This window comes from Streptomyces sp. PKA51 (assembly GCF_057552455.1).
Genome location: NZ_BAAJPZ010000005.1, coordinates 45,042 through 58,419, shown reverse-complemented (window position 1 = coordinate 58,419; position 13,378 = coordinate 45,042). Strand labels below are relative to the sequence as shown.

Here is a 13,378-nt window from a genome sequence, read left to right as displayed (position 1 = left end):
GACGTGAGGAGAGCCATGGCACTGTTCAAGCGGCGCCCCGCCGGGCGGGAGGGCGAGTGGTACTACTGCCTCAAGCACGGCACCGTCGAGGAAGGCCCGGAGTGCCGGGCCGCGGACCGCATGGGGCCGTACGGCACGCGCGAGGAAGCCGCGCATGCGATGCAGACGGCGCGCGAGCGCGAGGAGGCGTGGCGCGAGGACCCGCGGTGGAACGACGACGCCGGCGGCGGGCCGGGCGGCGCCCCGTAGGGGCGCGGCGCCCCGGGCCCGGGGCGGAGGCCCGGCCTACGCCGCCTCCGTCACGCGGTCCGCGCTGCGCGCGGCCCGCATGCGGACGGCGTGTTCGTCCGTGCGCTGGTCGTACGACAGCAGCTTCGGCAGGCACGCGGCGAGCAGGCCCACCGAGGCCAGGCAGGCCAGGCCGCCCGACCAGACCGACATGCGGGCGTTCGTCAGGGAGGCCATGCCGCCGGCGCGGACCTGGCCGAGCTGGGGGCCCACCGAGTACGACAGCAGTTCTATGCCCGCGAGGCGCCCGCGCAGGGCGTCGGGGATGGTCTGGTCCCAGATCGCCGAGCGGAACAGGCCGCTGACCGTGTCGCAGCCGCCGGCGACGGCCAGGAAGAGCAGGACCAGCCAGACGTTGTGCAACAGGCCCGCCACCGCCATGGCCGCGCCCCAGCCCGCCGCGGCGAGGACCACCATGCGGCCGTGCCGGTGGATGCGGGAGACCCAGCCGCTGGTGAGGGTCACCGCCAGGGAGCCGACCGCGCCGGCCGAGTACATCAGGCCCAGGGCCCAGGGTGCGTCGAGGTCGTCGGCGAGGAAGGGGAAGATCGCGGCCGGGTACGCGAAGAACATCGCCGCCATGTCCACCGCGTAGGTGCCCAGGAGCTCCTTGCGGCTCCAGGCGTAGCGGGCGCCCTCGACGATGCCGGCGAGCGAGGGCTTCTCGGCGTCGTGGGAGGCGGGGGAGGGGGCCAGGCGCAGGCACAGGGCCAGGGAGGCCAGGAAGGACAGGACGTCCAGCAGGTAGGCGAGCTTCAGGCCGCCGAAGGCGACGATCAGGCCGGCCACCGAGGGGCCGGCGATGGCGCCGGCCTGCCAGCGCATGGAGTTCAGTGCGATGGCGGCGGGCAGCTGCTCGTGGGCGACGACCCTCGGCACGATGGCCTGCAGGGCCGGCCGCTGGAGCCCTGTCAGGGCGCTGACCAGGGCGACCACCACGTACATCGGCCAGATCAGCGGGTGCGGCAGGACGCTGTTGAGCAGCAGGAGCGCGCTGAGGACGCCGAGGCCGGCCTCGGTCCACAGGATCAGGGTGCGCCGGTCCATGGCGTCGGCGAGCGCGCCGCCGTAGAGGCCGAAGACGATCAGGGGGACGAGCTCCACCGCGCCGGTCGCGCCGACGGCGAGCGCCGAGCCGGTCAGCTCCTTGAGCTGCAGCGGCACGGCGACGAAGGTCAGGAAGCCGCCGAAGGAGGTGATCAGGCCCGCGATCCACATGCGCCGGAAGTCGGCGGAGGTGCGCAGGGGCGCGAGGTCGGGCAGCAGGGCGCGCAACCCGGAGGGGGAGGTTCCGGCGGAATCGGGATGGTGCTCGGTCACGGGGCACCATGGTCCGTGCACGCACCGCCCCGGGGCAAACCGTTTTCCCGGGGCGCCCGTGACCGGGCCTCACCACCGGGGTGTCTGCGGTGCCGTCAGGCGGTCGGCGAGCCGGGCGAGCCGCTCCTGCAGCCGGCGGCCGGGCGCCGCGTACCCCCCGTCCTCGCCGGCGGCGGCGCTCACCAGGTGCTGGAGGGTGTCGAGATCCAGGCCGGTGGCCTCCTCCGGCACGGTCAGCGCCTCGTGGGCCAGCGCCGCCATCTCCGCCCTCGCCGCCCTCTCCGCCTCCAGCGTCAGGACCGTCGCCCCGCCCCGGCGCGCGTCGTGCACCCGCTCCAGCAAGCCCTCGCCCGGCCGCCCCTGCGCCACCACCAGCAGCGTCTGGCCGCGCCCGGCGGCCTCCAGCCGGCCGAGGCCCACCGCCAGGTGCGCCGGGGCACCCGGCGGCACGGTGTGCCGCACCAGCGTGGGGGACAGCTCCGCCAGACCCGAGCGGGCGGCCTCGTCGTCCAGGTGCGCCGCCAGGTGCCACGGCTCGTACTCCGGCGTGCCCACCAGCAGCAGGTCGCCGCCGCGGGCCGCCACCGAGGTGCGCAGCGCGCCCGCGAAACGGTGCGTCTCCCGCAGCCACTCGGTCCCGGCCAGGGCTTCTCGCAGCAGCGCGACCCGTACGGCGTCCATGCGGCCCAGCCTGGCGCAACCGCCGCTCGGTCACCCGCAGTTGCCGGCGCCCTCACCCGTTCGTGACAGTATCGCTGTCATGACTACTTCCGAAGCGGTGAAGAAGGCCCCGGCGAAGGACCCCTGGGACCTTCCCGACGTGTCCGGCCTGGTGGTCGGCGTGCTCGGCGGCACCGGCGACCAGGGCCGCGGCCTGGCCTACCGGCTGGCCAAGGCCGGCCAGCGGGTGATCATCGGCTCCCGGGCGGCGGAGCGGGCGCGCACCGCGGCCGAGGAGCTGGGCCTGGGCATCGAGGGCCTCGACAACGCCGAGTGCGCCCGGCGCAGCGACATCGTGATCGTCGCCGTGCCGTGGGAGGGCCACGCCAAGACCCTCGAAGCCCTGCGCACCGAACTCGCCGGCAAGCTGGTCGTCGACTGCGTCAACCCCCTCGGCTTCGACAAGCAGGGCGCCTACGCGCTCAAGCCGGCCGAGGGCAGCGCCGCGGAGCAGGCCGCCGCCCTGCTGCCCGAGTCCCGGGTGACGGCCGCCTTCCACCACCTGTCCGCCGTGCTGCTCTCCGACCCGGAGATCGCCGAGATCGACACGGATGTGATGGTGCTCGGCGACAAGCGCGCCGACACCGACGTCGTCCAGGCGCTGGCCGCCCGCATCCCCGGCATGCGCGGCGTCTACGCCGGGCGGCTGCGCAATGCCCACCAGGTCGAATCGCTGGTGGCGAACCTGATCTCCGCCAACCGCCGCTACAAGGCCCATGCCGGACTGCGCCTGACGGACGTGTGAGGCCGCCCTCCCCGAGCGCGCCCGGGGCATGGGGGACAATGGCGGGGATCGTACGCACATGCGCCCCGCCGCACCGGACAGGAGCCGCCCCCATGCCCCGCCTCGCCCTCTACGCCCTCGCCGTCTGCGTCCTCGCGCTGGCCGCGGCCGTGGTCTCCTTCGCCCAGGGCAGCTTGCTGGGCATCGTGTGGGTGCTCCTGCTCGGCGTCGCCTCGAACATCGCCTGGTACTACGTGCGCAAGGCCAAGAACGACGCGGCCGCGGCCGGGAACGGCTGAATCGGCCGCTGCAGCCGATTCAGTCGATCCAGTCGATCCGGCCGGGTCAGCCCAGGCCGAGGGAGTCCAGCGGCGGGACGTCCGGCGTCCCCTGCCAGAAGCGGAACAGCTGCTGGCCCCAGTAGGTGTCCCACTCCGTGACCCCCAGCGACCGCAGGATCGCGTCCACCGCGTCGAAGAAGACGTGGTTGACCTCCGGGATCCACAGGAAGCCGAACACCGCGAGCAGCCCGAACGGCGCGAACGGCTCCAGCTGGCGGCGCACCTTCGCCGACAGCCACGGCTCGATCACCCCGTAGCCGTCCAGCCCCGGCACCGGCAGCAGGTTCAGGAGCGTCGCGGAGACCTCCAGCAGGGCCAGGAAGGCGAGCGCGTAGCGGAAATTGTCCGGCACGCCGTCGAGTGCGCCCAGCCAGAACGGGGCACAGACCACCGCCGCGAAGACCAGGTTCGTCAGCGGGCCCGCGGCCGAGACCAGGCTGTGCTTCCAGCGGCCGCGGATGCGGTGGCGCTCGATGAACACCGCACCGCCCGGCAGACCGATCCCGCCCATGATCACGAAGATCACCGGCAGCACGATGCTCAGCAGGGCATGCGTGTACTTCAGCGGGTTCAGGGTCAGATAACCCTTCGCCCCGATCGTGATGTCACCACCGTGCAGCGCCGTGCGGGCGTGCGCGTACTCGTGCAGGCACAGCGAGACGATCCACGCCGACACCACGAACAGGAACACCGCGAACCCCGGCGACGCCGAGAAATCCGTCCACACCGCCCATATGGAGACCGCCATGATGGCGACGAGGGCGAGGAAGACAGGGCTCACACGCCCTTCGCCACGGGCCGCTTGCGTTGCCATTGGGTGTGCTCCTGAGATCCTCGGGCCGCCGGAAAACTCCCGGGCGGACGAACGTACCGGGCGACCGTACTCGGTGCACCCCCCGAACGCGTAGTGGCCGGCTCCTCGGCCGCTCGGCGGACACGGGACAATGGGCCGGTGCGTTACGGCATCCTCGGCACCACCCAGGCCCACTGCGACGACGGCCGGCCCCTGGCCCTCGGCGGGGCGCGGCTGCGCGCCCTGCTGACCGCACTCGCGCTGCGGCCCGGCCGGATCGTCGACACCGACACCCTCATCGACCAGGTCTGGCACGACGCCCCGCCCGCCGACGCGGCCGGCGCCCTGCAGGCCCTCGTCGGCCGGCTGCGGCGCGCCCTCGGCCGGCAGGCCGTGGCCTCGGCCGCCGGCGGCTACCGGCTGTGCGCCGAACCCGACGACATCGACCTGCACCGCTTCGAACGGCTCGCGGCCGACGGGGAACGCGCCCTCGCCGACGGGGACCCCGCCAAGGCGCTCGTCCTCCTCGACGACGCGCTCGCCCTGTGGCGCGGGCCGGCCCTGGCCGACCTGCCCGACCCGGGCGCGCCCGCCGTACGCGCCGAGGCGCGCCGCCTCGCCGCCCGGCGGGCCCGGCCCGCCGCCGCACTCGCCCTCGGACGGGCGGCCGAAGTCCTGCCCGAACTCGCCGAACTGTGCGCCGCACACCCCCTGGACGAGCCCCTGCGCGCCCTGCGCCTGCGCGCCCTGCGGGACGCGGGACGCGTGGCGGAGGCACTGGCGGAGTACGAGACGGTACGGCGCGAACTCGCCGAGCGGCTCGGCGCGGATCCGGGGGCGGAGCTGCAGGGGCTGCACGCGCAGCTGCTGGCGCCGGTGCCCGCGCCGGAGCCTGCGGCGGCGGGCGGGGCCGGTGCGGTGCCGCCGGGCACACGGGCGGTGCGGGAGGGTACGGGTGCCCCCGCCCCCCGCGACGCCGGGCCCGTTGCCGCGCGTCCCAAGGGGAACCTGCGGCCTCGGCTCACCTCCTTCGTCGGGCGGGACAGCGACCTGCTGCGGATCCGGGAGGATTTGAGCCGGCATCGGCTGGTCACCTTGCTCGGGCCCGGTGGGGCCGGGAAGACGCGGCTGTCGCAGGAGGCCGCCGAAGCCGCCGTCGCCGTGCAGGGCAGTGCGTGGCCCGACGGGGTGTGGTTCGCCGAGCTTGCTCCCGTCGACGACCCCGCCACCGTGCCGGAGGCCGTGCTCACCGCGCTCGGGGCGCGGGAGACCGTGGTGCGGGGCAGCACCGCGGAGGGGCTGCGGGCGGCCACCGAGGCCTCCGCGCTCGATCCGCTCGTGCGGCTCACCGAGCACTGCGAGCGGCGCCGCATGCTGCTCCTGCTCGACAACTGCGAGCACGTGATCGACGCCGCGGCCCGCCTCGCCGAGACGCTGCTCGCCCACTGCCCCGGCGTCACCGTGCTGGCCACCAGCCGGGAACCGCTCGCCGTGCCCGGCGAGGCCGTACGCCCCGTCGAGCCGCTGCCCGATCCGGTCGCACTGCGGCTGCTCGCCGAACGGGGGGCTGCGGCGCGGCCGGGCTTCCGCCCGGAGCAGGACCCGGAGGCGTGTGCCGAGATCTGCCGGCGCCTGGACGGTCTGCCGCTGGCCATCGAGCTGGCCGCCGCGCGGCTGCGGATGCTCACCCCGCGGATGCTCGCCGACCGTCTCGACGACCGCTTCCGGCTGCTGACCTCGGGCAGCCGTACCGTGCTGCCACGGCAGCAGACCCTGCGCGCGGTCGTCGACTGGTCGTGGGACCTGCTGGACGCGCCGGAGCGGGCGGTGCTGCGCCGGCTGTCGGTCTTCTCCGGCGGCTGCGGCCTGGCGCTGGCGGAGGAGGTGTGCGCGGACGGCCGTGAGGTCGCCGTCCCGGAGGTGGCCGTGCTGCTGGGGTCGCTGGTGGACAAGTCGCTGGTGGTCGCCGCCCCCGCGCCGGACGGCGAGATGCGCTACCGGCTGCTGGAGACCGTGGGGGAGTACGCCGCGGAGCGCCTGGCGGAGGCGGGGGAGCAGGAGCCGACCGAGCGCCGCCACCTGGTGGCCTACCGCGAACTGGCCCGCAACGCCGACCCGTTGCTGCGCGGGCCGCAGCAGTACGCATGGCTGGAGCGCCTGGAGCTGGAGCACGACAACCTGCGCACCGCGCTGCGCCGTGCCGTGGCCGCGGGGGACGAGCAGGAGGCGCTGTGCCTGGTGCTGTCGCTGGGCTGGTTCTGGCAGCTGCGCGACCACCGGGCGGACGCCCGGCACTGGGCGCAGGCGGCGGCCGCGCTGGGCCCCGATCCGTTCGCGGAGCCCGTCGAGCCGGCCCCGCCGCTGCTGGTGTCGAGCATCGAGGCGCCGCCGCCGATGCCGCACGAGCTGCTGATGGAGGCCCGGCGCGGGGTGCGGCTGCTGGCTCTGGCCAACGCGGAGTCGGATATGCATGCCTTGGGAACACCGCAGGCGCAGGCGCAGTTGCGTGGCATCGTCGCCGCGTACGGCGAGGGGCAGCCGCAGAACTGCCGGGTGCCCGGGATGATGTGGTTCGTCGCGCTGCTGCTGACCGGTGCGGTCGAGGACCTGTGCGCGGTCATGGACGGGGTCGTGGAGCGCTGCCGCGAGCTGGGGTACACCTGGTCGCTGGCCAACGCCCTGCAGCTGCGGGCCAAGCTGCTCAACGAGCAGCCCGAGCGGGCGCTGCTGGGCTCGCGGGACGCCGACGAGAGCCTGGAGATCTTCACCCGGCTCGGCGACTCCTGGGGCGTCGCCGAGGCGCTCTCCAGCCGCGCGGAGGCGTACCAGCGGGAGGGCCACTTCGCCAAGGCGGCCGACGACTACCGGGCGGCGATCGAGTGCGTGCGCGCCCTGGGCTCCGAGGGCCAGGTGCCGCACCTGAGCTCCCGGCTGGCCGATGTGCTCCTGGAGGGCGGGGAGATCTCGCTGGAAGAAGGCGAAAGACGCTTCCGCGAGGCGCTGGAGGCCCTGGAGAAGGACCATCCCGACGCGGCGGCCTTCATCCACGTCCAGCTGGGCATCCTGCTGGCCCGCATGGGCCGCACCGCCGAGGCCCGGCAGCACTTCGACCACATGATCGGCGAGTTCGGGCAGCGGGCCCTGGTGCTGTTCGAGGGCATGATCCTGGGCCTGACGGCGTGGCTGGACGTGCTGGAGGGGCAGCCGCAGCAGGCGCTGCCCAAGGTGCGCGAGGCGCTCGCGAAGGTCGACGGCGATCCGCTGGTGGAGCTCGTCGCCTCCCACCTGCCGTCGGTGCACCTGATGGTGGCGGCGCAGGCCCATGCCGCGATCGGCGGGCCCGATCACGCCCTGCGGGCGGCCCGGCTGCTGGGCGCGTCCGTGGCCCTGCGGCCGTACGGGCACTTCGTCGTCGCGCACGAGCGGGAGATACGCGAGCAGACCGCCGGCCGGGCGACGGCCGTGCTCGGCGCGGCGGTGTACGAGCAGGGGTACGCCGAGGGCGCCCGTCTCTCCCCCGCGGAGGCGGCCGCCCTCGTGTGACCGGCTGTCAGGTCTTGCTGCGGAACCGGGAGACCGCCAGCGGTGCCGTCACCAGCGTGATCCCCGCCGACCAGGCCAGCGTCATCCACACCGAGTGGGCGACCGCGCCGCCGTTGACCAGGTTGCGGGCGGCGTCCGCGAGGTTGGAGAGCGGGTTGTAGTCGGTGAAGGCCTCCAGCCAGCCGGGCATCTTCTGGGTCGGCGCGAAGATGGAGCTGCCGAACTGCAGTGGCATCAGCACGAGCATGGCCACTCCCTGGATCGCCTGGGGGGTCTTCATGGTCAGTCCGAGCAGGATGAAGATCCACATGAGCGAGGCGCCGAAGACCATGGACAGTCCGACCGCGGCCAGCAGGTGCAGCACGGAGGTCTTGACGGTCAGGCCGAGGGCGAAGCCCATGGCCAGCAGGATGCCGGTGGCGATGAGCATCCGGCCCAACTCCACGACGATCTTCGCGAGGAGGACCGAGGACCGGGCTATCGGCATCGTGCGGAAGCGGTCCATCACCCCCTTCTTGAAGTCCTCGTTGACGCCCGAGCCGACGGCCATGGCGATGTTCATGCCCATCATCGCCATCAGGCCGGGCACGAGGTAGTTGACGTAGACCTGCTCGTTGCCCTTGCCGGCGATCGAGCCGCCGAAGACGTACACGAACAGCAGGATGAAGATGATCGGCATCAGCACGGCGTCGAACATCGACTCCGGATCCTGCTTGATCTGCAGCAGGTTGCGCCGCGCGAGGGCGCCGATGTGCCGCAGGTTGGCGCGCAGGCCGATCCGGCCCTCGCCGGCGGGCGCCGGCACCTGCGCGTCGAGCGTGGCGGCGCTCATGCCGCTACCTCCTGGAGTGCGTCGGTGTTCGCCTGCGCCGCAGGGGCGGCGGAGGTCTTCTGGCCGGTGACGGCGAGGAAGACCTCGTCCAGGCTGGGAAGGTGGGTGCTGATGCCGGCGAGGGTGATCCCCTGCGAGGACAGCAGGGCGACCACGGCGGTCAGCTGCTCGTCGCTGACGATCGGCACGTTGACCACGCCCTCCGCCGGGTCGGCGGTCGCGCCGGCGATGCCGTCGAGCCCGGCCCGGCCGATGGCGTCGACCATGCGGACCAGATCGGCCGCCTCGGCCGGGCGGATCTGCAGGGTGCGCCCGCCGACCTTGGCCTTCAGCTCGTCGACCCGGCCCTCGGCGATCACCCGGCCGCGGTCGACGACGGTCAGCTCGTGGGCGAGCTGCTCGGCCTCCTCCATGTACTGCGTGGTCAGCAGGACGGTGCTGCCCTCGGTGACCATGCGCTGGACCTCGGCCCACACCTCGTTGCGGGTGCGCGGGTCCAGGCCGGTGGTGGGCTCGTCCAGATAGAGCACGGCCGGGTGGCCGATCATGGAGGCGGCCAGGTCCAGCCGGCGGCGCATGCCGCCCGAGTACTGGCCGGCGGGCCGCTTGGCCGCCTCGGTCAGCGAGAACCGCTCCAGCATCTCGTCCGCGCGCCGGCGGGCGTCCTTGCGGGAGAGGTCCAGCAACCGGCCGATCATGTAGAGGTTCTCGCGGCCGGAGAGCTTCTCGTCGACCGAGGCGTACTGCCCGGTCAGACCGATGACGCGGCGCAGCTGGCGGGGCTGGGCGACCACGTCGTACCCGGCGACGCGGGCAGTGCCCGCGTCCGGGCGCAGCAGGGTGGACAGGCAGCGCACGAGCGTCGTCTTGCCGGCGCCGTTGGGGCCGAGAACGCCGAGGACGGTGCCCCGGCGGACGTCGAGGTCGACCCCGTCCAGGGCCTTGGTCTCGCCGAAGTGCTTGACCAGGCCCCGGACTTCGACGGCGTTCTCGGTGCCGTTGGGGATGTCGGTTCGCTTCATGCCGACAACACTGCCAGGGCCCACCGACATCCGGCCGACAGCCCGCCGGCGGCCGGGAGGCCCGCCGACAGATCACCGACACGCCTCCGGCGGGGGACGGGGCCCAGGGCCTGGGTAGCGCGTTCGACTGCGGGCCGTCGGTGGCCGGTCGCGCAGTTCCCCGCGCCCCTAGGGGGCGCTGCACCAGCCCACGGCGCCCCGCAGGGGCACGGGGCGTTGTCGATGTGCGGCTGCCGCCGCGTGGGCGCGACCAGCCACCCCGCACCCGCAGACGGGGTGCCGCCTTGCGCCCACGCGGCGGTCGCCGCAGGGCGCTGCAACGGTCCGCCGGAGGCGGTTAGTGGAAGGAGTGCTCCTCCGCCGGGTAGGCGCCGGCCGTGACGTCCTCGGCGAACGCCCGGGCGGCGCCCCCGAGGGTCTCGCGCAGTGCGGCGTACTGCTTGACGAAGCGCGGCAGGCGGCCGGACGTCATGCCGGCCATGTCCGTCCACACCAGCACCTGCGCGTCGCAGTCGGGTCCGGCGCCGATGCCGACGGTGGGGATGTGCAGGGTGCGGGTGACCTCGGCGGACAGCTCGGCCGGCACCAGCTCCAGCACGACCGCGAAGGCGCCCGCGTCCTGCACGGCCTTGGCATCGCGCAGCAGCTGGGCGGCCGCCTCCTCGCCGCGGCCCTGCACCGGGTAGCCGCCGTAGGCGTTGACGGACTGCGGGGTCAGGCCCACGTGGGCCATGACCGGGATGCCGGAGCGCACCAGCAGGTCGATCTGTTCGGCCGAGCGCTCGCCGCCCTCCAGCTTGACCGCGCCGACGCCGGCCTCCTTCACCAGCCGGGTGGCGCTGCGCAGCGCCTGGGTGGCGCCTTCCTGGTACGAGCCGAAGGGCAGGTCGCCGACGATCAGGGCGCGCTTGGTGCCCCGTACGACGGCGGCCGACAGCAGGGTCATCTCCTCCATGGTGACCGGCACCGTGGAGTCGTAGCCGAGGTGACAGTTGCCCATGGAGTCGCCCACGAGCAGGACGGGGATGCCGGCCTCGTCGAAGACGGAGGCGGTCATCGCGTCGTAGGCGGTGAGCATGGGCCACTTCTCGCCGCGGTTCTTGGCGGCGGCGATGTCGCGGACGGTGATGCGCCGGGTCGAGGTCCCGCCGTACAGCGCCTTGGGGTCGCGCCGGCTGCTGTCGGGGGTGTTCAGGGCATGCGTCGTCATGACCTTGTTCTCCTGTGATGTCGTCTCGAGGCGCCCTCACGGCGTCCCCGGATCCCCTCCATGCTGACACGCCGCCCGCGGCCGGGGAAGCCGGGTGCACGCACCGGGCCATCCGGGGCACACCCCTGCGATACGGAACGGTTTCGTATCGAAACGTGCCTAGGGTGTCCCCATGGCACCCCACGACACGGCACCCCACGACACCGTCCACCGCAGACGCTGGGCGATCCTGGCCGTCCTGCTGTGCAGCCTGCTCGTCGTCGTCCTCGGCAACTCCGTCCTCAACGTGGCGATGAAGAAGATCTCCGCGCCGGCGCCCACCGGGCTGGGAGCCACCCAGAGCCAGCTGGAGTGGGCGATCAACGCCTACACCCTCGTCTTCGCCGGGATGCTGTTCACCGCCGGGCTGCTGGGCGACCGGCTGGGTCGCAAGAAGGTGCTGCTGTGCGGCATGACGGTCTTCGCCGTCGGCTCCGCGCTCGCCTCCATGGCCGGCTCGCCCGAGGAGCTGATCGCCTACCGTGCCCTGATGGGCTTCGGCGGGGCCTTCGTGATGCCCGCCACGCTCGCGATCATCATGAACGTCTTCGAGCGCGAGGAGCAGCCCAAGGCGATCGGCATCTGGGCCGGGGCGGTCGGGCTCGCCATCGCCATAGGGCCGGTGACCGGCGGGTTGCTGCTCAGCCGGTTCTGGTGGGGTTCGGTGTTCCTGATCAACCTGCCGATCGTCGCCGCCGCCCTGATCGCCATGGCCGTGCTCGTGCCCGACTCCAAGGACCCCCGCCCGGGCCGGCTCGACCCCGTCGGCGTGCTGCTGTCCGTCGTCGGGCTGGTCCTGCTGGTCTACGGCATCATCAAGGGCGGCCAGCTCGCCGACTTCACCGTTCCCGAGGTCTACGGCACCGTCGGCGGCGGACTGCTGGTGCTGTGCGCCTTCGTCCTGCACGAGCGGCGCAGCACCCACCCCGCGCTCGACGTGCGCTACTTCCGCAACCCCGCCTTCTCCGCCGCCGTCACCTCGCTGGGGCTGGTCTTCTTCGGGCTGATGGGCGTGACCTTCTTCATGGTCTTCTACACCCAGAGCGCCCGCGGCTTCACCCCGCTGCAGAGCGGCCTGCTGATGCTGCCGCTGGCCGCCGCCCAGATGATCTTCGCTCCTCGCGCCCGGCTGGCCGTCGAGCGCTTCGGCGCCCGCGCGGTGTGCACCACCGGCATGGTCGTGATGGCCGCGACCATGGCCGGCTACTCCCTGATGGACACCGACACGCCCCTGTGGGGCCTGGAGGTGCTCTTTCTCTTCCAGGGCACCGCCATGGCCCACATCACCCCGCCCGCCACCGTCTCGATCATGCAGTCGCTGCCGCGGGAGAAGGCCGGCTCCGGCTCCGCCGTGAACAACACCTTCCGGCAGGTCGGCGGGGCCCTGGGCGTGGCCGTCCTGGGCTCCCTGCTCTCCACCACCTACCGCCGCGGCATCTCCGGCGACCTCGACGCCGTACCCGGCCTGACGGACGAGGCCCGGCGCGCCGCCGGCGAGTCCATCGAGGCCACCTTGAACGCCGCCGGCCGCCTCGGCCCGCAGGGCCGGCACCTCGTCGGCGCCGCCCACGAGGCGTTCGTCCACGCCATGCACGTCACCGTGCTGTGCGGCGCCGCGGTCGCGCTGGCGGGCGCGGCCGTCGCCTTCCTGTTCCTGCCGGCCCACGACGCGGCCCGCGCCGGGGCCCGGACGGCCCGGCCCGGCGCGAAGAAGGAGCAGGCGGGGGCGGGGGAGCAGGCGGGGGCCGGGCAGTGACCGAGGCGCCGGCGGCGCGGCCCGGCCGGCCGCGCAGCGCCGCCGTCGACCGCGCCGTCGTCGAGGCGGTGCTGCGGCAGCTGGAGGAGGGCGTGGGCATCGGCGAGCTGTCGATCGAGCGCACGGCCCGTGAGGCGGGGGTGGGCAAGGCCGCCGTCTACCGGCGCTGGGCGGGCAAGGAGGAGCTCCTGCTGGACGTCCTGCGCTCCCTCGACGACGACACCGCCCCCGTCCTGCAGGGTGTCTGCGTGCGCGACGACCTCGTCGCCCTGCTGGAGCACTTGCGCCGGCGCGGCCTGGCAGGGCGCTCCTCCGCCGTCCTGCGCACGGTGATCGCCCAGGTGCGGGCGCACCCCAGGCTGTGGCGGGAGTACCACGAGACGGTCGTCGCCGCCCGGCGCCGGGCCTTCGCCGGGGTGCTGCGGCGCGGGGTGGCCACCGGCGAGGTCCGCCCGGGGGTGGACGTGGGCCTGCTCACCGACCTGTTCACCGGGCCCATGCTCGCCCGGGCGGTCCTGCACGACCGGCAGGAGCTGCCCGAGGGGCTGGCCGAGACGATCGTCGATGCCGTCCTGGAGGGCGTACGGGCCCGCTGAGCGCACCGCCCCCGGCCCGGATCGCGCGTATGACGGCCGCGTGGTCCGAATGTGCCCGTTCTGTCACAGGGGCCCGCCGCGGCCGGCCAGCAGGAACCCGGGCGCGGCGGACGGTCGTCCTCCTCCCCGACGCCCCGCCCAGGGGGCGCACGGCAGGACCGGGCACGAAGATCACCTATCGTCGTGGGCCGGGA

General features: G+C 73.9%; 12 protein-coding genes. 6 read left to right on the top strand and 6 right to left on the bottom strand.

All coding sequences use genetic code 11. From position 1 onward, the window contains the following. The first annotated feature begins 15 nt into the window (after window positions 1-15). On the top strand, window positions 16-249 hold the full coding sequence (locus AC27L3_RS09555) for a hypothetical protein (RefSeq protein ID WP_487233559.1): 234 nt from the start codon (window positions 16-18) through the stop codon (window positions 247-249). Window positions 250-285: 36 nt separating this feature from the next. On the opposite strand, the gene AC27L3_RS09550 is transcribed toward AC27L3_RS09555, so the two are convergent. Both AC27L3_RS09550 and AC27L3_RS09545 read right to left on the bottom strand, forming a co-directional pair. Next, window positions 286-1,608, bottom strand: coding sequence for an MFS transporter (locus AC27L3_RS09550; protein ID WP_487233558.1), 1,323 nt, complete (start codon window positions 1,606-1,608; stop codon window positions 286-288). 69 nt (window positions 1,609-1,677) lie between these two features. After that, window positions 1,678-2,289, bottom strand: a complete 612-nt coding sequence (locus AC27L3_RS09545; protein ID WP_487233557.1) for a hypothetical protein — start codon at window positions 2,287-2,289, stop codon at window positions 1,678-1,680. 79 nt (window positions 2,290-2,368) lie between these two features. Here AC27L3_RS09545 and npdG point away from each other — a divergent pair, with 79 nt between their 5' ends. Together npdG and AC27L3_RS09535 are read left to right on the top strand one after the other, a co-directional pair. Beyond that, window positions 2,369-3,073 (top strand): NADPH-dependent F420 reductase, encoded by a 705-nt coding sequence (gene npdG, locus AC27L3_RS09540; RefSeq protein WP_487233556.1) that lies wholly within the window; start codon window positions 2,369-2,371, stop codon window positions 3,071-3,073. 92 nt (window positions 3,074-3,165) lie between these two features. Further along, entirely contained in the window at window positions 3,166-3,351 is a 186-nt protein-coding gene (locus AC27L3_RS09535) for a hypothetical protein (protein WP_487233555.1), read from the top strand. Window positions 3,352-3,397: 46 nt separating this feature from the next. Here AC27L3_RS09535 and AC27L3_RS09530 read toward each other — a convergent pair whose 3' ends face one another. Beyond that, window positions 3,398-4,207, bottom strand: coding sequence for a site-2 protease family protein (locus AC27L3_RS09530; RefSeq protein ID WP_344434691.1), 810 nt, complete (start codon window positions 4,205-4,207; stop codon window positions 3,398-3,400). A 138-nt stretch (window positions 4,208-4,345) separates the two neighbouring features. Here AC27L3_RS09530 and AC27L3_RS09525 point away from each other — a divergent pair, with 138 nt between their 5' ends. Then, on the top strand, window positions 4,346-7,729 hold the full coding sequence (locus AC27L3_RS09525; protein WP_487233554.1) for an AfsR/SARP family transcriptional regulator: 3,384 nt from the start codon (window positions 4,346-4,348) through the stop codon (window positions 7,727-7,729). Between the two features lie 7 nt (window positions 7,730-7,736). Here the strand turns inward: AC27L3_RS09525 and AC27L3_RS09520 are convergent, their stop codons facing one another. The 3 genes from AC27L3_RS09520 to panB form a co-directional block, all read right to left on the bottom strand. After that, window positions 7,737-8,561 carry an ABC transporter permease gene (locus tag AC27L3_RS09520; RefSeq protein ID WP_487233553.1) on the bottom strand — a complete coding sequence of 275 codons (825 nt, stop codon included), beginning with the start codon at window positions 8,559-8,561 and terminating at the stop codon, window positions 7,737-7,739. Further along, on the bottom strand, window positions 8,558-9,583 hold the full coding sequence (locus tag AC27L3_RS09515; protein WP_487233552.1) for an ATP-binding cassette domain-containing protein: 1,026 nt from the start codon (window positions 9,581-9,583) through the stop codon (window positions 8,558-8,560). Before AC27L3_RS09515 ends, AC27L3_RS09520 begins: the two co-directional genes overlap by 4 nt. A gap of 337 nt (window positions 9,584-9,920) precedes the next feature. Next, the gene (gene panB, locus AC27L3_RS09510) at window positions 9,921-10,793 is read right to left on the bottom strand and encodes a 3-methyl-2-oxobutanoate hydroxymethyltransferase (protein ID WP_487233551.1); all 873 of its coding nucleotides are present in this window, start codon (window positions 10,791-10,793) and stop codon (window positions 9,921-9,923) included. A gap of 172 nt (window positions 10,794-10,965) precedes the next feature. Between panB and AC27L3_RS09505 the strand changes: the two genes are divergently transcribed. Together AC27L3_RS09505 and AC27L3_RS09500 are read left to right on the top strand one after the other, a co-directional pair. Next, window positions 10,966-12,588: an MFS transporter gene (locus AC27L3_RS09505; protein WP_487233550.1), complete on the top strand. Its 1,623-nt coding sequence runs from the start codon at window positions 10,966-10,968 to the stop codon at window positions 12,586-12,588. Further along, window positions 12,585-13,184 carry a TetR/AcrR family transcriptional regulator gene (locus AC27L3_RS09500; protein WP_487233549.1) on the top strand — a complete coding sequence of 200 codons (600 nt, stop codon included), beginning with the start codon at window positions 12,585-12,587 and terminating at the stop codon, window positions 13,182-13,184. The genes AC27L3_RS09505 and AC27L3_RS09500 overlap by 4 nt, the downstream gene beginning before the upstream one ends. The last annotated feature ends 194 nt before the right edge of the window (window positions 13,185-13,378 follow it).

What these genes read in the sequence shown, in the direction of transcription:
- AC27L3_RS09530 (WP_344434691.1), bottom strand. Translation starts at nt 4,207, where the DNA reads ATGGCAACGCAAGCGGCCCGTGGCGAAGGGCGTGTGAGCCCTGTCTTC.
- AC27L3_RS09545 (WP_487233557.1), bottom strand. Translation starts at nt 2,289, where the DNA reads ATGGACGCCGTACGGGTCGCGCTGCTGCGAGAAGCCCTGGCCGGGACC.
- AC27L3_RS09505 (WP_487233550.1), top strand. Translation starts at nt 10,966, where the DNA reads ATGGCACCCCACGACACGGCACCCCACGACACCGTCCACCGCAGACGC.
- AC27L3_RS09515 (WP_487233552.1), bottom strand. Translation starts at nt 9,583, where the DNA reads ATGAAGCGAACCGACATCCCCAACGGCACCGAGAACGCCGTCGAAGTC.
- AC27L3_RS09520 (WP_487233553.1), bottom strand. Translation starts at nt 8,561, where the DNA reads ATGAGCGCCGCCACGCTCGACGCGCAGGTGCCGGCGCCCGCCGGCGAG.
- AC27L3_RS09555 (WP_487233559.1), top strand. Translation starts at nt 16, where the DNA reads ATGGCACTGTTCAAGCGGCGCCCCGCCGGGCGGGAGGGCGAGTGGTAC.
- npdG (WP_487233556.1), top strand. Translation starts at nt 2,369, where the DNA reads ATGACTACTTCCGAAGCGGTGAAGAAGGCCCCGGCGAAGGACCCCTGG.
- panB (WP_487233551.1), bottom strand. Translation starts at nt 10,793, where the DNA reads ATGACGACGCATGCCCTGAACACCCCCGACAGCAGCCGGCGCGACCCC.
- AC27L3_RS09535 (WP_487233555.1), top strand. Translation starts at nt 3,166, where the DNA reads ATGCCCCGCCTCGCCCTCTACGCCCTCGCCGTCTGCGTCCTCGCGCTG.